This is a genomic window from Pseudomonas sp. SMN5 (assembly GCF_052041925.1).
In the GTDB taxonomy this organism is placed as follows: Bacteria; Pseudomonadota; Gammaproteobacteria; order Pseudomonadales; family Pseudomonadaceae; genus Aquipseudomonas.
Window position 1 is genome coordinate 133,310 of the sequence record NZ_JBKGGX010000001.1, and the last position, 20,583, is coordinate 153,892.

At 61.7% G+C, this 20,583-nt stretch carries 13 protein-coding genes; 11 read left to right on the forward strand and 2 right to left on the reverse strand.

The window, feature by feature from the left end; all coding sequences use genetic code 11:
• The first annotated feature begins 30 nt into the window (after positions 1–30).
• Positions 31–2,097, forward strand: coding sequence for a maltose alpha-D-glucosyltransferase (gene treS / locus ACLEJR_RS00620; protein WP_440811390.1), 2,067 nt, complete (start codon positions 31–33; stop codon positions 2,095–2,097).
• Positions 2,098–2,281: 184 nt separating this feature from the next.
• Here the strand turns inward: treS and ACLEJR_RS00625 are convergent, their stop codons facing one another.
• Positions 2,282–3,022 carry an SDR family oxidoreductase gene (locus ACLEJR_RS00625; protein ID WP_440811393.1) on the reverse strand — a complete coding sequence of 247 codons (741 nt, stop codon included), beginning with the start codon at positions 3,020–3,022 and terminating at the stop codon, positions 2,282–2,284.
• 119 nt (positions 3,023–3,141) lie between these two features.
• On the opposite strand from ACLEJR_RS00625, the gene ACLEJR_RS00630 reads away from it, so the two are divergent.
• The 4 genes from ACLEJR_RS00630 (at position 3,142) to ACLEJR_RS00645 (ending at position 8,091) form a co-directional block, all read left to right on the forward strand.
• Positions 3,142–4,077 carry a LysR family transcriptional regulator gene (locus tag ACLEJR_RS00630; protein ID WP_440811395.1) on the forward strand — a complete coding sequence of 312 codons (936 nt, stop codon included), beginning with the start codon at positions 3,142–3,144 and terminating at the stop codon, positions 4,075–4,077.
• A 58-nt stretch (positions 4,078–4,135) separates the two neighbouring features.
• Positions 4,136–4,642 carry an RNA polymerase sigma factor gene (locus ACLEJR_RS00635; RefSeq protein ID WP_440792205.1) on the forward strand — a complete coding sequence of 169 codons (507 nt, stop codon included), beginning with the start codon at positions 4,136–4,138 and terminating at the stop codon, positions 4,640–4,642.
• Entirely contained in the window at positions 4,639–5,565 is a 927-nt protein-coding gene (locus tag ACLEJR_RS00640; protein WP_440811397.1) for a FecR family protein, read from the forward strand. The genes ACLEJR_RS00635 and ACLEJR_RS00640 overlap by 4 nt, the downstream gene beginning before the upstream one ends.
• Before the next feature lie 126 nt (positions 5,566–5,691).
• Positions 5,692–8,091, forward strand: coding sequence for a TonB-dependent siderophore receptor (locus tag ACLEJR_RS00645; RefSeq protein ID WP_440811399.1), 2,400 nt, complete (start codon positions 5,692–5,694; stop codon positions 8,089–8,091).
• Positions 8,092–8,238: 147 nt separating this feature from the next.
• Here ACLEJR_RS00645 and ACLEJR_RS00650 read toward each other — a convergent pair whose 3' ends face one another.
• Positions 8,239–10,467 (reverse strand): TonB-dependent siderophore receptor, encoded by a 2,229-nt coding sequence (locus ACLEJR_RS00650; protein WP_440811401.1) that lies wholly within the window; start codon positions 10,465–10,467, stop codon positions 8,239–8,241.
• Positions 10,468–10,755: 288 nt separating this feature from the next.
• Here ACLEJR_RS00650 and ACLEJR_RS00655 point away from each other — a divergent pair, with 288 nt between their 5' ends.
• From ACLEJR_RS00655 to ACLEJR_RS00680, 6 genes are all read left to right on the forward strand, one after another.
• On the forward strand, positions 10,756–11,559 hold the full coding sequence (locus ACLEJR_RS00655; RefSeq protein WP_440811404.1) for an ABC transporter ATP-binding protein: 804 nt from the start codon (positions 10,756–10,758) through the stop codon (positions 11,557–11,559).
• Positions 11,556–12,539 (forward strand): FecCD family ABC transporter permease, encoded by a 984-nt coding sequence (locus ACLEJR_RS00660; RefSeq protein ID WP_440792214.1) that lies wholly within the window; start codon positions 11,556–11,558, stop codon positions 12,537–12,539. The genes ACLEJR_RS00655 and ACLEJR_RS00660 overlap by 4 nt, the downstream gene beginning before the upstream one ends.
• Positions 12,539–13,585 carry a FecCD family ABC transporter permease gene (locus ACLEJR_RS00665; protein ID WP_440811407.1) on the forward strand — a complete coding sequence of 349 codons (1,047 nt, stop codon included), beginning with the start codon at positions 12,539–12,541 and terminating at the stop codon, positions 13,583–13,585. Before ACLEJR_RS00660 ends, ACLEJR_RS00665 begins: the two co-directional genes overlap by 1 nt.
• Positions 13,586–13,600: 15 nt before the next feature.
• Positions 13,601–14,575 (forward strand): ABC transporter substrate-binding protein, encoded by a 975-nt coding sequence (locus ACLEJR_RS00670; protein ID WP_440811409.1) that lies wholly within the window; start codon positions 13,601–13,603, stop codon positions 14,573–14,575.
• 157 nt (positions 14,576–14,732) lie between these two features.
• On the forward strand, positions 14,733–15,686 hold the full coding sequence (locus ACLEJR_RS00675) for a TauD/TfdA family dioxygenase (RefSeq protein ID WP_440792220.1): 954 nt from the start codon (positions 14,733–14,735) through the stop codon (positions 15,684–15,686).
• A 70-nt stretch (positions 15,687–15,756) separates the two neighbouring features.
• Positions 15,757–20,574 (forward strand): condensation domain-containing protein, encoded by a 4,818-nt coding sequence (locus tag ACLEJR_RS00680; RefSeq protein ID WP_440811411.1) that lies wholly within the window; start codon positions 15,757–15,759, stop codon positions 20,572–20,574.
• Positions 20,575–20,583 lie beyond the last annotated feature (9 nt).

Below are 20,583 nucleotides of genomic sequence, written 5' to 3' on the forward strand. Positions count from 1 at the left end.
GCATTTTTCATGACAGAGGTGATTGTTTCCATGACGGCAACTGAGAAAAATCATGTCGACTGGCTGGTTGAACAATCGATGCTCGGTGCCGCGAGGAAGCGCGCCAAGCTCTACTCGGGGCAAGGTCGATTGTGGCAGCAGCCATACGCGCATACTCGGCCTCGTGACGCCTCGGCATTATCCTCGGTATGGTTCACCGCGTATCCGGCGTCCATTATTACTCGTGAAAATGGCACTGTGCTGGAAGCGCTGGGGGATGAAGCCCTGTGGCATGCGTTGTCGAGGATCGGTATTCAGGGCATTCACAATGGGCCGTTGAAACGCGCTGGAGGTCTTTGCGGCACTGAATACACCCCGACGATTGACGGAAATTTCGATCGCATCAGTTTCGACATCGACCCGCAGTTGGGCACCGAGGCGCAGTTGCAGGCATTGACCCGAATGGCCGCCGCGCACAATGCGGTCGTCATTGAGGATGTCATCCCGTCTCATACCGGCAAAGGCGCGGATTTCCGTTTGGCCGAGATGGCGTATGAAGATTATCCGGGGCTCTACCACATGGTGGAAATCCGCGAGGAGGATTGGCCGCTGCTGCCCGACATTGCCGAGGGGCGCGATGCACAGAACCTCACCCCGCAGCAGGTCGACGTTCTGCGGGATAAGCATTACATCGTCGGACAGCTGCAACGGGTGATCTTTTTCGAGCCAGGGGTCAAGGAAACCGATTGGAGTGCGACGCCGGTGGTGGTGGGCGTTGACGGCAAGCCGCGCCGTTGGGTCTATCTGCATTACTTCAAGGAAGGGCAACCGTCGCTGAACTGGCTGGACCCGACCTTTGCCGCTCAGCAGATGGTCATCGGGGACGCGCTGCATGCCATCGATGTCTCGGGGGCAAAAATCCTGCGTCTGGACGCCAACGGATTTCTTGGTGTGGAACGCAAGCTGGAGGGTACCGCCTGGTCCGAGAGCCATCCGCTATCGATCACCGGAAACCAATTGCTCGCTGGAGCGATTCGCAAGGCCGGCGGCTTCAGTTTCCAGGAACTGAACCTGACCGTAGACGATATCGCCGCCATGTCCCATGGCGGAGCGGATCTCTCCTACGACTTCATCACCCGACCGGCCTATCAACACGCCTTGCTGATGGGCGATGCCGAATTCCTGCGATTGATGCTGCGGCAGATGCACAGCCTCGGCATCGATCCGGGATCGCTGATTCATGCGTTGCAGAATCATGATGAATTGACCCTGGAGCTGGTGCACTTCTGGACCCTGCACGCGCACGACACTTATCTCTACCAGGGACAGACCTTTCCCGGCAGCATTCTGCGCGAGCACATCCGCGAGCAGATGTACGAGCGCCTCACTGGAGAGCACGCGCCCTACAATCTGAAATTCGTCACCAACGGTGTGTCCTGCACCACCGCGAGCATCATCACGGCGGCGTTGGGGATTCGCGATCTCGGCGCCATTACGGCGGCAGATGTCCAGCAGATTCGCCAGGTTCATCTGCTACTGGTGATGTATAACGCGATGCAGCCCGGCGTATTCGCCTTGTCTGGCTGGGACCTGGTCGGCGCGTTGCCGTTGCCGGCCGAACAGGTCGAGCATCTGATGGGCGACGGCGACACCCGCTGGATTCATCGCGGTGCCTACGATCTGGTGGACCTCAACCCTGATGCGGCATTGTCGGCCGGCCAGATGCCGCGTCCGAAGTCCCTGTACGGCAGCTTGCCCAGCCAGTTGAAAGATCCGGATTCGTTCGCCTCGCAACTGCGCAGGATCCTCGCGGCGCGCCGTGCCTATGACATTGCCTCCAGTCGCCAGATTCTGATTCCGGACGTCGAGCACCCGGGACTGCTGATCATGGTTCACGAATTGCCGGCCGGCAAAGGTACGCAAATCACCGCGCTGAACTTCGGTTCGGAGCCGATCACTGAAACCTTGCACCTGCCTGACATCGCGCCCGGGCCGGTGGTCGACATCATCAATGAACGGGTCGAAGGTGATCTCACGCCTGAGGGCGAATTCACCATTACGCTGGATGCGTTCGAAGGGTTGGCGTTGCGGGTGGTGAGCACCTCACCGATGATTTAAGGCGGGGAAAGCGAGGGGTTGATCGCTCAACCACCTCGCGGTGTTCTGAACGCTAGAGACATTCCTGTTTCAATGCCGCGCCGGTTTTGCGCGCGTCATCTTGTTGGGTGGGGACGACCCAAGCGCGCCGAGGCGCAGGGAATCAAATAGCGTGGTCATGATCAGGCTCTCAGGTGAGGTAGCGTCAAACCAGGCGGGCGCCGCCATCGATGTTGAGTACGGCGCCGTTCATGAAGGTGTTGCTCATCAAGAACACCGCCGCTGCGCCCGCTTCATCGGCGGTGCCGAGGCGATGCAAGGGCAGGATCTGTTCCAGAGAGGCGACGAACGCGTCACGCCCCGCGCCCAGTGCCTTGTCGAAAATCGGTGTATTGATCGGGCCGGGAGACAATGTGTTGACACGCACTGGCGCCAGTTCCAGAGCCAGACCGCGAGCCAGGGCTTCCATTGCCGCCGATGCGGCTGCGAGCACGGCGGTGCCGTAAGCGTTCGGTCGATCTGCCAGGGAGCCGGAAATGAACGTGATCGAGCCGTCTTTTGCCAGCCTTTCACCGAGCACCCGAATCGCATTGATCGACGCCCAGATACGTTCATCGAAGGCGCGGCGCAGGTAGTCGAGATCCGCCGTCAACACCGTGCCGGCAACGAATGTTCCGGCGAGCAGAACGAGGTGATCAACCTGGGGAATATCGGCCAACGCGGTTTCGACCGCCTGGCTGTCGGTCACGTCCGCGGCGCGCCAGCCGTCCAGGCCGTGCTCGATGGCTGCTTGTTCGGCACGCGCGGCGTTTGAGCCGATCACGATGACCCTGGCGCCAGCGGCTTTCGCCTGTACCGCAGCAGCAAGCCCGATGCCGGAAGTGCCGCCGAAAATGATCACCGTTTTGTCGGCGAGGGAGGAGGGCAGTGCTTGGCTGATGTTCATGAGAAGTCTCCGTCTGGAACACCTGTATGGCGTTCGATGGGGAAAGACTACTGTCATGAAGGCGGGTTGATAATCAGGGGGAAAGTCGCTTTACTAATGCCATGAAGGCACAAATTGGATTGGATCGTCTAACCGGGCTTATCGCCTTTGCACGAGCGGCCTCGCTGGGCAGCTACACGGCGGCTGCGCGAGCACTCTCGGTTTCACCCTCTGCGGTGAGTAAAAGCGTGCAAAGGCTTGAGGAACATTTTGGGCTGATGCTGTTTACCCGCACGACGCGGTCGTTGATCCTTACACCGGAGGGACGCGACCTGTATGAGCGTGCACTGCGGATTCTGCGAGAAGTCGAAGACATTGATCAGGCAGCCGTCGCTTCCCGAGCCGAGCCTTCCGGTGTCCTGAAAGTCACGGCTCCGTTGCCGATCGGTTTGAACATTCTTGCGCCCGCACTGCCCAGGTTCCGTGAGCAATATCCGCGTCTGGCCATCGACCTGAGGCTCGGAGACCAGTATTCGGATATCGTCGAGCAAGGAATCGATGTCGCCCTCCGTGTCGGCAACCTGACCGATTCGCGTCTGGTTTCCAGGCCCCTGGGACCCCACCGAATCGGTGCGTTTGCATCACCTCATTACCTCAAGCGCAAAGGCGTCCCGTTGACGGCCGAAGATCTCGCAGCTCATGAATGCGTGAATTTTCGTTACCAGAGCACAGGGCAGAGTTTGAAATGGCCTTATGAGGCAGATAACAAGCAGCTTGAGCTGGCGCCCGATTCAGCGTTTACCGTTGATGTCAGCGATGCGGTAGCGGCGGTAATGGCTGCAGGCGGCGGTATCGGTATCTCACCGCATTACGTGGCCGCGCCGTATGTGCGTCGGGGCGAACTGGTGCCGATCCTTCCACAATTTACCGCGGAGCGATTCGTCATCACGGCTTTATGGCCGCAAAGCCGTCGAGGTAGCCCGAACGTAAAGGCATTCATCGCGTTTCTGATTGAGCTGTTCCCTGCGACGCCACCCTGGGAAGAAGTCATCAGCCAGGTCCTGGCAGGTGACTAATTGAAAGTCATTATCATTTGATATATTCTCGCGATTCCTCCTCGCTTGAGTCGCTTGCGTGTCCCGGCCACCCGATCCTCATTCTGCTGACGGCCAGTTCGAGAACCATTCGAGCGAACTGCTGCGCTTCCTCACGCGGCAAGTGAAGTGCGAAGAGCTGGCGGCCGACCTGCGCCAGGAGACGTGGTTGCGCTTTCGCCGGCGGGAGTCAGGAAAGGAGATCGGTAATCTTCGTGCCTTCCTCTATCGCATCGCGCGCAACTTGATCATTGACTATCGCCGACAGCAAAAAGCCCGCCCCATCGAAGAGCAGATATCCATCGAGTTGGTCAGCGCCGATCCAGATCCGGAGCGTGCCGCGAGCGACGCCGAGCGTCTGGAGCGACTGCAGCGCGTCGTCCAGGGGTTGCCGCCCCACCTGCGCCAGGCATTGCTGTGGAATCGCCTGGACGGGCTGACCCAGCGTGAAATCGGCGAGCGCCTGGGTGTCTCGGAAAGCATGGCCGGACGCTATATTCTGAAAGCCCTCGAACACTGCCAGCAGCAGATGGACCCGCAGCCGTGACTCAACCTTCGCTTCTCGACCAGGCCCGGCAATGGCAGGTGCTGCTGCATTCTGGCCGCGCCACCGCTGCTGATCGCGATGCCGCGCAAGCCTGGTGCGAGGCGGCGCCCGAGCATGAGCAGGCGCTGCGTGAGGTACAAGGATTGTGGTCGTTGCTCGGTCAGATAGAACGTCCGGCGGAGCAGCCTCAGGTACGGGTGATGCGTCGCCATCGACGCTGGATGGCTCCGCTGGCCTGCGCCGCGATGCTGCTGCTCGCCCTGTGGCTACCGCGCGGCACCTGGATCGGCCTGTATGCCGATGTCAGTACCCAACCGGGCGAGGTGCGTGAGTTGCGTCTGGCGGACGGTTCGCTGTTGACGCTCAACGGCGATTCGGCGCTGGACTGGCAGTTTGTCGACGGTCGCCGCGAGGTCAGGCTGTACCGCGGTGAGGCGGATTTCCAGGTCGCCCATGACCCGGCCCGGCCGTTCATTGTCAGGGCCGGCGAGGCACGCATCCGTGTCACCGGCACGCGCTTTGACGTGCGCCTGGAGGAGGGCGGTGTTGACCTCGCGGTCACCGAGGGCCGAGTGTTGGCCTCCAGCGAGGGGCGCGAGCCGCTGTCGGTGGTCGGCGGCCAGCAGATACAGTGGCGCGGCGGAGCGCTACAGGCGCCGCAGGCATTGGATGCGCGCCAGCGCCTGGGCTGGCAACGCGGCAAGCTCGTCTTCCGCGACCGACCTCTGGAGCAGGTGTTCGCCGAGCTTGAGCGCAGCCAGTCTGCGCGGGTGCTGTTTGTCGACGAAGCTGCTCGCGGCCTACAGGTGACCGGTGTATTCGCTCTGGACGATCCACAGGCGGTACTGAGTGCGGTGGAAAGCACCTTGCCGGTGCGTCTGGTGCGCCTGCCGGGGTTGATTCTGGTCACGTCACGCCGCTAAGGGCCGCGCCTGGACCTTCAAGAAAAAAGAAAATATTTAGGCGGCGATGGTTCAGAAATCATCGCCGCCTTCGTCTTCCGTACCTGCAAATGCGACTTCTTCGTATTGATACCCAAGGACATCAGCATGCGGTCGACTTCCCTCCTTGCGGCGCTAGCCGTTCTTCCCCTGGCCATGACTGTTGTGAAGGCGCAAGCCGTCGAGCTCGACGTGCCTGCCCAGCGGCTCGACGCGGCGCTCACCGATTTTGCCGAGCAGGCCGACGTGCGTCTGCTTTATGACGCCGGCCTGACCCGTGGCAGCGGCATGGTGCCGGCGCTCAAGGGCGATTATTCGGTGGCTGACGGCTTGCAGCGGTTGCTGGAGGGCAGCGGGTTGACCTTCCAGGCCGGTAACGACGGCACCTTCACCCTGGTGCCGCTGCCCGAGCAGGGCGTGTTGGAGCTGGGTCCGATCAATATCGGGGGAATCGCCGAAGGCCGTGTCGACCTGCCGGCCGAATACGCCGGTGGCGAAGCGGCGCGGGGCGCCCGCATCGGCGTGCTGGGCAACCAGGACATGCAGGATGTACCTTTCGCGTTCTCCAGCTACACCTCCGAGTTGATCGAGAAGCGCCAGGCGCAGACCCTGGCCGATGTGTTGGCCAGCGATCCGGGCGTGCGTCAGTCGTTCGGCTTCGGCAACTTCTCCCAGGTATTCGTCGTACGCGGGTTTCAGCTGTTCAGCGACGACATTGCCTTCAACGGGCTGTACGGCATTCTGCCCCGGCAGATCATCTCCACCGAATCGGTCGAGCGGGTCGAAGTGTTCAAAGGGGCGAACGCCTTCGTCAATGGCGTATCGCCGTCGGGCAGCGGCGTCGGCGGGGCGATCAACGTGGTGTCCAAGCGTGCCGAGGACACTCCCACCCGCAGCGCCACTCTGGACTATGCCAGCGACAGCCGCGTGGGCGGGCACCTCGACCTGGGCCAGCGCTTCGGCGAGGACAACCGCTTCGGCGTGAGGCTGAACCTGGCCCAGCGCGAGGGCGAGACAGCGGTGGACGATGAACACTCGCGCTTCAGTCTGGCCACCCTCGGTCTGGACTATCGCGGTGATCGTCTGCGACTGTCTGCGGATGTCGGTTACCAGAAGCAACGGGTCAACGAAGGGCGTTCGGTGGTCTATCTGACCACGACAGGGCCTACCAGCACACTCAACGGCAAGACGCCGTCGGCGCCCGACTCCGACCATAACTACGCGCAACCCTGGAGCTGGTCGCAGCTCGAAGACACCTATGGCATGTTCAGCGCCGAATACGACCTGTCGCCCACCTGGACCGCCTACCTGAGTGCAGGCGGCAAATACACGCGGGAGAACGGTGTCTACGCCTCCAACTACGTCTACGGCAGAAATGGCGACGCACGTATCGGCCGCCTCTACTCGCCGCTGGACCAGGAGACCCTGAGCGCTGTCACGGGGCTGCGCGGTGAACTCATGAGCGGGCCGGTCAGCCACCGCATCAATCTGGCCGCCAACGGCATCTGGCAGGAGAAGCGCAACGCTTTCGAATCCACCGCGGCGGGCAGCCGTGGCTTCGGCAATCTGTATGAGGGCCAGCCCGTCGCCGAACCGCCGGCCACCAGCGTCTCCGGAGACATCCACGACCCGGACACCGTCGCCAAGGTGCAGAACCGCAGCCTGGCGGTGTCCGACACCCTGGGCTTGCTCGACGATCGTGTGCTGCTGACACTGGGCTTGCGTCGGCAGTCCATCGGTTCTGATGCCTGGAGCGCGGCCAACGGTGCCCGCACTGCCAACTATCAGGAAAGCATCACCACGCCGGCCTACGGCCTGGTGATCAAGCCCACCGAGTACCTGTCGCTCTATGCCAACCGCGTCGAGTCCCTGCAGCAGGGGCCCACTGCGCCGGTCGCTGCGCTGAACAACGGTGAGATGTTCGCACCCTATCGCTCCAAGCAGACTGAGGTGGGCGCCAAGCTCGACTGGGGGACCTTCGGCGGCAGCCTCGCTCTGTTCCGTATCGAGCAACCGCAGGGCGTGCTTGGCGGCGACGGCTACTACCGGGTGGACGCCGAACAGCGCAATCGCGGTGTGGAGCTGAGCGTGTTCGGAGAGCCACTGGACGGCTTGCGTCTGCTGAGCGGCGCCACCTGGACCAAAGCCGAGCTGCGCGGCACCGCTGGCGGTCGCGATGATGGCAACCAGGCGGTGGGTGTGCCGCTGTTTCAGTTCAATCTGGGCGCCGACTGGGATGTGCCCGGCTTCACCGGGCTAAGCCTGAACGGACTGCTATTGCGCACTGGCGGCCAGTTCGTCGACAGCGCCAACGAATACAGCATCCCTGCCTGGACGCGCGTTGACCTGGGTGCACGCTATCGAACGAAAATGGAGGGCCGTGCCCTGACCTTCAACGCGATGCTGGAGAACGTTGCCGACGAGAATTACTGGGCCTCGGCCAACGGAGGCTATCTGACCCAAGGTGCACCGCGCACCCTGAAAGTATCGGCCACTGTTGATTTCTGATACTGCTCGCCACAAGCCCGTGGGAGCAAAGCTTGCTCGCGATTGGGGCAGCTCAGTCTACAACTGTGTCGACTGGACTTCCGCTATCGCGAGCAAGCTTTGCTCCCACAGGTTTTGCAGCGCATCAATTCGAGGCTGAAGGACGCCTTACCACCGGAAGTTGACGGACGTCACCAGCTCGCGTTCGTCACCGTAACGGCAAATGGCAAATTCACAGTAGGTGTATTTCTTATTGGTCACGTTGTTTGCGTTGACGGAAACATCCCAGTTCTTGTCGATCTGGTAGCTGGCCATGGCGTCGAACAGGGTATAGGCCGGCATTTGCGAATCGATGCCTGAAGCCTGGGTCGTGCCCTTGTAGCGAGCGCCGCCACCCACTTTCAGCTGCGGCAAACCGAACAAGGCGAAGTTGTAGTCGGCCCATACGGCGGCCTGGTGGTAAGGCGTGTCTTCGCTGCGCTGGCCTACTTCGCTCTGGATCGCGCTTTTGGTGATGCGCGCATCGGTGTAGGCGTAGGTCGCAATGACACTCAGTTGAGGTGTCACGTCTGCCTTGGCTTCCAGTTCCAGGCCACGGGAGCGCTGCTCGCCAATTTGAGAAGCGTTGCCACCCAGATCAAACTTCAGCACGTTCTCCTGGGTCAATTCATAGACGGCCGCGCTCAGCAGCATGTTGCTGCCAGGGGGCTGGTAGCGGATGCCGACTTCGTACTGCTTGCCTTCGGTAGGATCGAACGTCTGACCAGGCGCTTCGGACACCGCGACGGGGAAGAACGACTCGCTGTAGCTGATGTACGGTGCCAGGCCGTTATCTGCCTGGTACACAAGGCCCGCACGCCAAGTGGTGGCCTCGTTGCTCTGATCGAGCTTCTGGCCGGTGGCAAAGCCTTTCTGGTCCTGGTCGGCCCAGTCATGTCGGCCGCCGAGCAGCAGCAACCAATGATCGTCGAACTTGATCTGGTCTTGCAGGTAGACGCCTGTCTGCAAGGTATCGATCTGCGAACCGCGATCACGGCTCTGGCGCTTGTCCACCACTACCGGCTGCCCGTAGTTGTAGTCACCGATATTGATCGGGGGCGTGTTGGTAAAGGGACGGGTGTCTCGGAAGTTATGTGAATCATATGAGGCGTCGTAGGTGTCGGCACCCACAAGGAAGGTATTTTCCACGCCGCCGATGTCCCAGCGGGTTTCGATGTTGGTGTCGCTGGCCAGGGCTCGGGAGCGCTCATGGCGATCGCTGTACTGACGACCCAGAACGCCTGTGGTAGCGGCGGCATTGATCGCCGCGGCACTTGTCTGGGCCTGCAGGTATTTCCATTTCACATCCGCTTCGTAGTAACGCAGCTTGTTGCTGATGCGGGTGTGCTCGTCGAAACGGTGTTCGAATTCGTAGCCGATGGCGGACATCTCGCCATTCATATCGTCGTAGTCAGGCTCGCCGATGAAATCGTGGCGGCCGATGGTGAACGGGCCGTTGCCGACACCCTTGACGAGTTGATAGGGCAGGGGGGCGGAGAAGCGGGTGTCGCTCTTTTGATAGAAGGACAGCAAGGTCAGCGACGTATCTTCATCGGGGCGCCAGGTCAGGGCCGGCGCGATGTAGGTTTTGTCGTCGTTGATATGATCCTGTTGGGTGTCACTGTCGCGCTTGAGCATCGTCAGGCGATAGCTGAGGGTCTCGCTGTCACCGAGCGGGCCGCTGAAGTCGCCTGTCAGTTGTTTGCGGTCATGATTGCCGTATTGCAGGCCCAATTCATGAAGCGGTGTGTCGGTCGGGCGCTTGCTGACGCCGTTGACGAATCCACCGGGTGACAGCTGCCCGTACAGGACCGAGGCCGCGCCGCGGATCACTTCCACGCGCTCCATGCCATAGGGTTCCTGAACGCCGTCATAGGAGTTGTTTTGCAGGCGCAAGCCGTCGCGCAACGAGCCGCCGGTGGCGGATTCAACGTCGAAGCCACGGATGCGGAACCGATCGGACGTGCGATTGAAGCTGCTGGGCTGGCTGGTGAAGCCCGGTGTGTAGCTCAGGGCATCGGCCATGGTGTCCGATTTGCGATCGCGCATTTCATCGGCGGTCACCACGGACAACGATTGCGGCGTTTCGGTGATCGCCGCGTTGGTCTTGGTCGCGCTGGTATTGCGCAAGGCGACTTTACCGGCCAACGGGCCTGTCGGGTTCTCAATGGCGGCGGCATTGATGTTGATTTCGCCCAGCTGGACCGTCGTGCCCTTATCGGAAGCGTCCTGCTGTGCGGCCATCGCCTGCGCTGAGAAAATGCTCCCCAAAGCCAGCGCAAGGGTGCTCATGTGAAAGGCTGGATGACGCACGCCGTAACGTTTTTCGCTGCCAAGTGTTATTTTTTTTCCGAGCATCGACGAAGTCCTTGAGTTTATTGTTTGCTCTTAGGGAGCCTTGTGCCCTGGTTCCGTTGTGCCAGGCAGACCTTCAGGGTTGGTGTCTACTGGCCATATGTTAGCTGTAAATGATAAAGGTTTGCATTAGTATTGTCAGGCTTGTAGGCATTTAATTTATTTCGACATATCCTGTCGCCCACTTAGGGCCCTCCAGCTGATTACCTATCGTGTTAAAGGACGACAAGCGCTGCGGGAGGCAGCTCGATAACCCATTCGTCAGGCCTTTTCGGGCATGGAGGGACGGTCATGCTGAAAGCCACCGATGTGCGGCTGAGCTATGGCGAACAGCAGATTCTCAACGGCGTGAGCCTGGAAATTCCCGAAGGCCGCTTCACGGCCTTGATCGGCGCCAATGGCTGCGGCAAGACCACGTTATTGAACGTGCTTGCCCATATGCTGCGGCCGAGTGCCGGCAGCGTGCAGCTTTCAGGCAAGCCCTTGGGGCAGCATTCGCGTCGGGCGCTGGCGCAACGCATGGCGTTATTACCCCAGCGCACCACCTCGCCGGCCGGCATGAGCGTGCGTGAGCTGGTGATGCAGGGCCGTTTTCCCTGGCAGAGCTGGTGGCGCCAATGGTCCGAGCAGGATCAACAGGCCATTGACCGCGCCATAGACCTGGCCGGTATCGGTCCGTTGCTCGATCGTTCGCTGGCCACCTTGTCAGGTGGACAATTGCAACGCTGCTGGATCGCCATGACGCTGGCCCAGGATACCCCGGTGATTCTGCTGGATGAGCCCACAACATTTCTCGACATCGCCCATCAGATCACGTTGCTTGAATTGCTGGTCGATCTGCGCGACCAGGGCAAAACCATCGTCGCGGTACTTCACGATCTGAACCAGGCCGCGCGTTATGCCGACCATCTGGTGATGATGCGCGAAGGGCGCTTGGTCGCCCAGGGCGCGCCGGCCGAGGTATTCACTCGGGAAAATCTCAAGGCAGTGTTCGATCTGGATGCGCATATTATTACCGACCCTTATTCCGGTGATCCGTTGTGCGTGCCCCAGACCCATCGAAGCCCGCCGCTGGCCGTGCGGGAGGCGATGTGATTCACGGTCTGCGGTTACCGGTCTGGTTGGGTTTGCTGGTGGCGATTGCCCTGACGGCGCTGCTGCATCTGGCCGTCGGCGCGAAGGACATCCCCTGGCAGGAGGCCTGGCAGGCCTTGGTCGCCTATGCGCCAGACAATCCCGACCAGAGTGTCATTCGCGGCAGCCGCTTGCCGCGCCTGCTGGTCGCGATGCTGGTGGGCGCCAGCCTGGGACTCGCCGGGGTCATCATGCAAGCGGTGGGTGACAATCCGCTGGCCGACCCGGGCATTCTCGGCATCAACAGTGGGGCTGCGTTGTTCGTCGTGTTCGGCCTGCTGGTGGTACCGGGCAACGATCTGTCGATGATTCCCCTGTTTGCCTTCGCGGGCGCACTGGTGGCTTCCATCGGTGTCCTGATGCTGGCGGGGCGGGGGCACAACCCGATTCGACTGACATTGTCCGGGGCGATGATCGCGGCGTTGTTCAGCGCAATCACCTCGATCCTGTTATTGCTCGACCAGCAGGGGCTCGACAGCCTGCGTCGCTGGCTGACCGGTTCCATCGGCGTGACCGGGGGCTCGATGCAGACCTGGGTCTGGCCTTACGTCTTGCTGGGCATGTGCCTGTGCCTGGTCAACGTCCGTGCTTTGAATGCTCATCGCCTGGGGCCTCAGGCGGCTGCGGGCATGGGGGTCAATCTATTGAAAATGCGCGTGCTCGGCCTGGCATCGGTGGTGCTGCTGTCCGGGGGCGCAGTGGCCTTGGCGGGGCCTATCGGGTTCGTGGGGCTGGTGGTGCCGCATGCGGCGCGGTTGTTGTTTGGCGATGACTACCGCCGCCTGTTGTTGGCCGCCCCTTTGTTGGGGGCATTGCTGCTGATTCTGGCGGATATCGCCGCAAGGACCGTGGTGCGTCCGTTCGAGCTCAACACCGGCATCGTCACCGCACTGATCGGCGGTCCCATCTTTGTCGCGCTGGTCTTGAGGAAGGTCCGATGATGCGAGCTGGGTTGACCTTGCCCCGAACCTATCCGTTATTGCCTTGGGTGGCCCGGCCGATCGATCTGATTTCCGTGCTGGTGCTGATGGCGGCCGTTGTTGCCTTGGCCTCGTATGCATTGACCGTCGGCAGTTATTCACTGGATGTTGCCCAGGCATGGCAAGCGCTGCTGACGCCCGAGCAGGTCGATCCGATGACCCGCAATCTGCTCTGGGAGCTGCGGCTGCCCCGCGTCCTGCTGGCGATCCTGGCCGGCGCCGCAATGTCCCTGGCCGGTCTGTTGATGCAGTCGTTGACTCGTAACCCACTGGCAGCACCGGGCCTGGTGGGCGTGGAGTCGGGCGCCAGTGTCACCATGTTGCTGATTATCGTGCTCTGGCCGACGCTGCTTCCCTTGGAATTCTATCCATTGGCAGCGCTGGCGGGCGGCTTGGCGGTGGCTTTCTTCGTGGCGCTGCTGTCCTGGCGCCAGGGTATTTCGCCGTTGCGCCTGATCCTGGTGGGCGTTGGGCTTACCGCTATGCTCAGTGCGGTGGCCGATCTGCTGATCACCTACGGCAATATCGATCAGGTGGAGTCGGCTCTGATGTGGCTGGGCGGCAGCCTGCACCGGGCCGGATGGGCCCAGGTCCATAGCCTGGGCGGTTGGCTGATGCTGGCGGGGCTGCCGTTGCTGTTCTGCCATCGGCAGTTGAACCTGTTGCAGTTGGGCGAAAAAGTCGCCCTGAGCCGCGGCCTGAATGTCACCTGGGTCATGATGGCCTTGCTGCTGTGCAGTGTCATGTTGACGGCGGCAGCGGTGGCCAACGTCGGCACCATGACGTTTGTCGGGCTGGTGGCTCCCCACCTGGCGCGGCAAATGGCCGGCGACCGTCATGGCGCATTGATCCCTTTGTCGGCCTTGGTTGGCGCACTGTTGGTACTGGCCGGCGATACCTTGGGCAGGGGGCTTCTCCCGCCTTTGCAGTTGCCTGCGGGACTGGTGGTCGCAATCATCGGAGCTCCTTATTTGATTATGTTGCTGGCGCGCCAGCGCAGCCGCTGAGCGCGGCGTTGTTCATTGAAATTGTCTGGAGGTAAGTGCGTGCGGGAACGGGTGAAAGGTTTTTTTCGAAGTGTGGCCGGCATGCTGTGCGTGCCGTTGGCATTGGTGGTCGCACCGGCCAGCGCCGCTGAAACCAAAGTATTCCAGAACAGGTTTGGTCGGGTTGAGGTGCCTGTCGCTCCGCACTGCATTGTGTCCTTGCATGACTTCAGCCTGACGGCCCAATTGTTCGAACTGGGGGTCAAGCCCTGTGGTTCGACGGGGCGCAAGAAACTGTTCTCGGATGTGCTGTTTCGCGGGACGCAGCAACGGTTCAATACAACGGGCATCCAGTATATCGGCTCGCACCAGTCGCCCGACCTGGAGGCTATCGCAGCGTTGAAGCCTGACTTGATCGTAGGATTGTCGTATCACGCTGACATCAAGGACAAGCTCAGCAAGATCGCACCGGTCGTGCTGTTGCCTGCCCGGGAAACCGACATCAAGACTTATGCCAAGGAGCTCGCCGAGCTGGTCGGCAAGCAGCAGCGCTATGAAGAAATGCTCGATGAATATCAGTGGGTCGTCAGCGAGTTCAAGAAGCGCGTCAAGGATCCTTCACGCATCACGGTCACGACGCTGGAAGTCTATAGCGATGGCTTCCAACTGATCGGCCGCGGCGGCATGGACGACGTCATTGCCGATTTTGGCCTGGGGCGTGTCCCGGCTTACCGTGAGGCGCGGCAGAACGTGCCTTACAGCCTGGAGCGAATTGGCGACTTCGACAGTGATTTCATCATCGACACCTATGAAGAGCTGCTCGACTCGGAAGCCAGCACCGCGGCGTTTCGTCAGTCTCCCCAATGGAAGAACCAGTTTGCCGTGAAAAACCGCCAGTTCCTGTACCTCAATCGCAGCCGCTATGCCGATACCATGCAGGGCCTGCTGGGTTCCGCTTACCTGCTGATGTCGCATATCGCTGAACGGGAGAACGTACTGCAGGGCAAATAAGCTGATCCTGGCGATGCGATCAATACTAATGACAATGATTCTCTATTGCGACTGTGAGTCGTTTGTATTAGTTTATGCTCTCGAAAAAAATATTCGCTGATCGCAATGGCTGGGAGCTTATATGGAAAGCGGTTTGGTGCGTGCACAGGTTCAAACCATGGATGTTGTACCGGGTAACGAGCAAACCTTGCCGTTCATCTTCCAGGCACCGCTGGCAGGCGCTGCCTGGCAAGCCAGTCGAGCGCAGATACTGCAGGCGGTGGAGTCCGAGCTGCCTCGTGCGGGGGGTATCCTGTTTCGCGGTTTCGCCTTCAGGGATGAAGCGGACTTCGAGGAATTCGCTCGCAGCTTCGGTCATGAACTGCTGACCTACGACTATGCCTCCACTCCGCGCACCAAGCTCAACAACCGGGTGTACACCTCCACCGAGTACCCGGCCCATCAGGTTATCCCGCTGCACAATGAGCAGTCTTATTCGCTGAACTGGCCGATGAAGATCTGGTTCCATTGCGTGCAGGCCTCGCCGGTCGGCGGTGAAACGCCCATTGCCGACAGCCGTCTCGTCTACCAGCAGATCGACCCCGCTATCCGTCAGCGCTTTGCCGAGAAGCGCCTGATGTATGTGCGCAACTACGGCAACGGCCTGGACCTTCCCTGGCAGCAGGCTTTCAGCACCGAGGACCGCTCGCAGGTCGAGCGTTACTGTCGTGCCAGCAACATCCAATTCCAGTGGAAAGACGACGGTGAGCTTTCCACTCGCCAGGTCTGCCAGGCCGTGGCCCAGCACCCGGTGACGGGGGAGTGGGTGTGGTTCAATCAGGCGCATCTGTTCCATATTTCCAACCTTGCGGCGCCGGTACGCGAGACATTGATCTCCATCGTCGGTGAGCAGGGTGTGCCGCGTAACGTGTTCTATGGCGACGGCTCGCCGATTGAATTGCACGCGCTGGAGCACATCCGCGAAGTCTTGCAGCGCTGTCAGGTGAGCTTCCCCTGGCAGGCGGGTGATGTCTTGATGCTCGACAACATGCTGGTCGCTCACGGTCGCGCAACCTTCCAGGGGGCGCGCAAGGTCGTGGTCGCCATGGCGGAGCCGGCCTCGGCAAGCTGATCGCCGCTTCCTTTCAGAAAGCCGCCGCAATGGGCGGCCTATTTCGAACAAGCACAATGAAGGACATCAAATGCTCGATCGCCTGATGCATCGCTGCTGGCTGCGTGGAATTCGCCTATCGATAGCCGAAGGTCGTTTGATCGTTACGCACCGTTCGCCAGGTGCGCTGGATGAAGAGCTCGACGCCCAGCTGAGCGCACACGACGCCGAGGTGCAGCAATGGCTGCAACGCCACCCCGACTATTTCGATGCCCGACCGTTGACGGACAACGAGCAGGCGCTCTGGTTTCTCCAGCGCCTGGAGCCCGACAGCTGCGCCTACAACATTGCCTATGCCGGACGGCTCAAACCAGGGTTCGTTACTCCCGATTTGCCCCAACGCCTGCAAGACGCCTGGGCAACCGTACAGCAGCGCTACCCGTTGTTGTGCACGCCCTATGCCGAGCGCAACGGTGACTTGCTGCAATGGAGCCACCGCGAGCGTGTCCAGCCGTTGCAGTGCGTGGCATTGCAGGACGCAGACGCGCAGACGCTGCAGCAACGTATCACCGAGGCGGCCGATCTTCCCTTCAAACTGGAAGACGGAGATGTCAGTCGGGTAGTCCTCTTCAGCAACGCGCGCGACGGTCGTGTCGAGCACAGCGTGCTGCTGGTGATTCATCACATCGCGGCGGACCTGGCCACGTTCTACATCGTGCTCAATGAGCTGTTCGCGCTGCTCCAGGATCAGCCGCTGCCCGCTGTGAACCCTGACGCCTACCGCGACTATTGCAGCGACTTGCACATTCGCAGTGAGGCAGCCGAGCCCGTGGAGCTGGCATGGTGGCAGGCACAGCTGGCCGAAGCCCCAACCCTGGAGTTGCCCACCGATTTTCCCTATGGCAGCAACCAGGCCTTCAAGGGCGGGGAGCTGTCGGTCCGCTTCGATCCGGCCACGACGGCACGGTTTCGCGCCGTCGCCCGAGCGTGGGGAGTGACGCCGTATGTGTTGTGGTTCTCGCTGTTCCAGCAATTTCTCGGCGTGCTGTCGGGCCAGGACGACTTCGTTTTGGGGACACCCAGCGGTTGGCGCTTGCGCCGTGAACACGTCAGCCTGCCGGGGTACCTGGTCAACCCGCTGCCCATCCGCTGCCGGCTGCGTCGGGACTTGTCCAGCGGCGACTGGGCCAGGCAGGTCGACGCCACCGTCAAGGACGCCCTGCGGCACCGCCACTATCCGTTCTCGCGGCTGGTCAAACAATTGGACCTGCCGCGCCAAGCGGGCAGGGCGCCGCTGTTCCAACACATGTTCACGCTGAACAAGGAACGCATTGCGCCGTTCGAGCAGTACGTCGACCGCTTGCTGTCGGAGCAGCGAGGCGCGGCCCACGAATTGAACATGGTGATCATCGACGAAGAGGAGGGATTTCTCTGCCGGTGGCGCTACAGTAAGGCGTTGTATCGCCGCGAAACGATCGAACGCTATCGCGATCAGTTCGTCGCCCTGGCCCTGGCGGCGATCGAACAGCCCCAGGTGCCGTTTGCCGAGCTCGACTGGCTGGCGCCCGAGCAACAGTCATTGCTCAAAGGCGAGGACGTGCCGGTTCCCTTCAGCAATGCCTGGCAGGCGTTCACCGCACAGTGTGGGCGCAAGCCGCAGTCGATTGCCCTGCAGGATGAACAGGGTACGCTCAGCTATGCCGATCTGGGACGTGCCGTGGTCGCCCGCGGCGAACGTATGCAGAAGGATTCGAGCCTGGCCGGCGAGCGCATCGCCTTGTGCTTGCCGCGCAGTCGTGAGCTGGTGATGCACATGCTCGCAGCCTGGCAATGCGGCGCGACCTACCTGGCGCTCGATCCGCAATGGCCGGCGTCGCGTTTGCAGGAGATCTGCCAGGGCGCCATGCCCAAGGTCTGGATCAGTGAGGGCGAGCGCCCCGAGTGGTTGCCCGGGCAGGTTCGATGGTTGGCATTGCCGCCTGTGCCGTTGTTCAGTGAGTCGCCTTTGCGGACTTCCCTGGCGGCGGATTTCGCGGCCTACGTGGTCTATACCTCGGGCTCCAGTGGGCGGCCCAAGGGTGTCGAGGTCAGTCAGGGCAACCTGATTCATTATGTGACCGGTTGCCTTGAGCGCTTGGGCCTGCCGGAGGATGCGAGCCTGGCCAGTCTGGCCAGTTGCGCGACGGACCTGGGTCATACGGCATTGTTCGGGGCGCTGCTGAGCGGTCGCTGCCTGCGCCTGCTGGCCGAAGAGCTGGCCTTCGATGCCGAAGAGCTGGCTGCCGTCCTTGCGCACCAACCCGTGGATCTGTTGAAGATCGTGCCGTCGCACCTCAATGCCTTGTTGATCGCCAAGGACCCGCAGCGGTTGTTGCCACGACAGTGCCTGGTGGTCGGTGGCGAAGCCCTGGGCCACGATCTGGTGACACGTTTGCGCGCGTTGAAAGCCGATTTGCGCATCGTCAACCACTATGGCCCCAGCGAAACCACGGTCGGGGTGTTGACCCATGAGGTGGATGCCAGTGGCGCCGCACCGCTGGGACGGCCACTGGCCAATGTCCAGGTGAGCGTGCGGGCCCCTGACGGTGCCCTGTTGCCGGCTGGCGTCAGTGGCGAACTGTACGTTCAGGGCGCGACCGTGGCCCTGGGTTATCTGAGTGCCAGCGACGCCGACCGTGCACGTTTTGGTCAGCACGGTTATCGCACCGGTGACCGGGTACGGCTCAATCACCTGGGGCAGATGGAGTTTCTCGGTCGCCTCGATGAGCAGGTCAAGATCCGCGGCTACCGGGTGGAGCCAGCCGAGGTCGCGGCGCAATTGCGCGCCATGCCGCAGGTCAGCGACGTCAGGGTACTGAACTGCCCGACGCCGTTGTCGGGCAATCGACTGGTCGCCTTCCTGGTTGCGTCGCCTGCTGCGCTGGCCGATATCCAGGCAAACCTGCAACGGCAACTGCCGGATTACATGCAGCCGGCGCAATGGCACTGCCTCGACGCTTTCGCCTTGTTGCCCAACGGCAAGGTCGACCGTCAGGCGTTGTTGCGCCTGGCTGAGCAAGCGACGGCACCGGCCCATGGGACAGGGCCGTCGGACGATCAGCCCTTGAATGTCGTGGAAACCACATTGCTGGACATCTGGCGTTCCATGCTCGGCAACCCCGAGGTCGGGCCCGATGACAACTTCTTCGCCCTGGGCGGCGATTCCATTCTCGGCTTGCAAATCATCGCCCTGGCGCGCCAGCAACAGATCCTGATGACGCCCAAGCAATTGTTCGCCGAGCAGACGGTGCGTGCTCTGGCGCGGGTGGTGCAGACACCACAGCGCACCCTGGAGCTGCGCCTGCTGGAGATCGCCCGGGAGATTCTCAACAACTCGGATCTGCAGGTCGACGACAACTTCTTCTCGGTCGGCGGCGACTCGATCCTGAGTTTGCAGATCATCGCCCGGGCCAAACAACAGGGCCTGCAGCTCAAGCCCAAACAGATCTTCGAATTTCCCACCGTGCGCGGTTGGGCCGGGCAGGTGGTGGACCTTGGCGCGACGGCCGAGCAGCCTGCGAGCCACTCGCCCGAGCCCACCACCGCGTTCGCCTTGACGCCCATCCAGGACTGGTTCTTTTTCCAGGGACAGAACCTGGCTGAACACTGGAACCAGTCGTTGCTGCTGGCCTTGCACGAGCCACTGGATCAGCAACGGTTTACCCGAGCCCTGGGCACGTTGCTTGAACGCCACGCCAGCCTGCGCCTGACGTTTGAAGCATCCCCGCAGGGCTGGCAGCAACGCTATCAAGTTTTTTCCCAGGACCAGGTCAAAGCCCTGTTCCGAGTGGAGGAAGAGCCCTTGACCGAGGCCCTGCTGCAACGTTCGCAGCAAGGCTGGGACCTGACCCAGGCACCCTTGATCCGCTGGGTGTATTTCACCCAGAGCCGGGAGTTGCTCTGCACGGCCCATCACCTGCTGGTCGATGCGGTGTCCTGGCAGGTTCTGTTGCACGAGTTGGAGAGCCTGTACCTGCAACCGGGTGCGGTTCTGCCCGCCGTCACGGCAGGTTTCCACGTGTGGAGCGAGGCGTTGCAGCGCCACCGGGGTGACCCTGAAGTGTTGGCGCAGGTGGATTACTGGCGTGAGCAGTTGGCCGCTGAGGGCGCCGTGGCCGAACAGGTCAGTGTGTACGGTGAGAGCCGAACGCTGGAGGCGCAATTGAGCGTCGAGCAGACCCGGTTGTTATTGGGCGATTGCCATGCCGCCTACGGCACGCAAGTCCAGGATCTGCTGGTGGCCGCCCTGGCCGGGACCCTCGGGCAATGGCAGGGACGCGAGCGAGTCACCCTGGAAATGGAAAGCCACGGTCGCACAGGCTGGGAGCAAGGCCCCGATCTGTCCCGTTCGATTGGTTGGCACACCAGTCGCTATCCGCTGGCTATTGACACCTCGTGGGACCCCGAGCGCTCGATCATCGCGGCCAAGGAGGCCCTGCGCCGCCTGCCGGAACAGGGCCTGGGCTACGGATTGCTGCGCCTCGACCCGGCCCACGGCCTGGGAGCGGCCTCGCTGTTGACCTTCAACTACCTGGGACGGGTTGAACAGTGGCTGGAGGCATCCAGTCTCTGGCGATTGGCTCGACCGATCTGCCCAGGCATGCGCGCCGACAGCACCCGGCGCACGCATCTGCTGGACGTCACGGCACTGGTGAACGAAGGCCGGCTGCACATCGAATGGCGTTACGACCCGCAGATCCACGAGACGGTATTGGTTCGTGAGTTGGCCCAGCAGTTCCAGCAGCGCCTCGCCGCCTTGCTGGAGCACTGCCTGGCGCCCACGGTGGGTCGCGCCACGGCTTCGGACTTCGCTGACTCAGGTTTGTCCGACGATGAGTTCCTGGGCCTGCTCGAACAGCTCGAGCAGTGATTACCCCTG

Coding starts and splice junctions, on each gene's coding strand:
- treS (WP_440811390.1), top strand. CDS start 31: ATGACGGCAACTGAGAAAAATCATGTCGACTGGCTGGTTGAACAATCG.
- ACLEJR_RS00625 (WP_440811393.1), bottom strand. CDS start 3,022: ATGAACATCAGCCAAGCACTGCCCTCCTCCCTCGCCGACAAAACGGTG.
- ACLEJR_RS00645 (WP_440811399.1), top strand. CDS start 5,692: ATGCGGTCGACTTCCCTCCTTGCGGCGCTAGCCGTTCTTCCCCTGGCC.
- ACLEJR_RS00650 (WP_440811401.1), bottom strand. CDS start 10,467: ATGCTCGGAAAAAAAATAACACTTGGCAGCGAAAAACGTTACGGCGTG.
- ACLEJR_RS00655 (WP_440811404.1), top strand. CDS start 10,756: ATGCTGAAAGCCACCGATGTGCGGCTGAGCTATGGCGAACAGCAGATT.
- ACLEJR_RS00665 (WP_440811407.1), top strand. CDS start 12,539: ATGCGAGCTGGGTTGACCTTGCCCCGAACCTATCCGTTATTGCCTTGG.
- ACLEJR_RS00675 (WP_440792220.1), top strand. CDS start 14,733: ATGGATGTTGTACCGGGTAACGAGCAAACCTTGCCGTTCATCTTCCAG.
- ACLEJR_RS00680 (WP_440811411.1), top strand. CDS start 15,757: ATGCTCGATCGCCTGATGCATCGCTGCTGGCTGCGTGGAATTCGCCTA.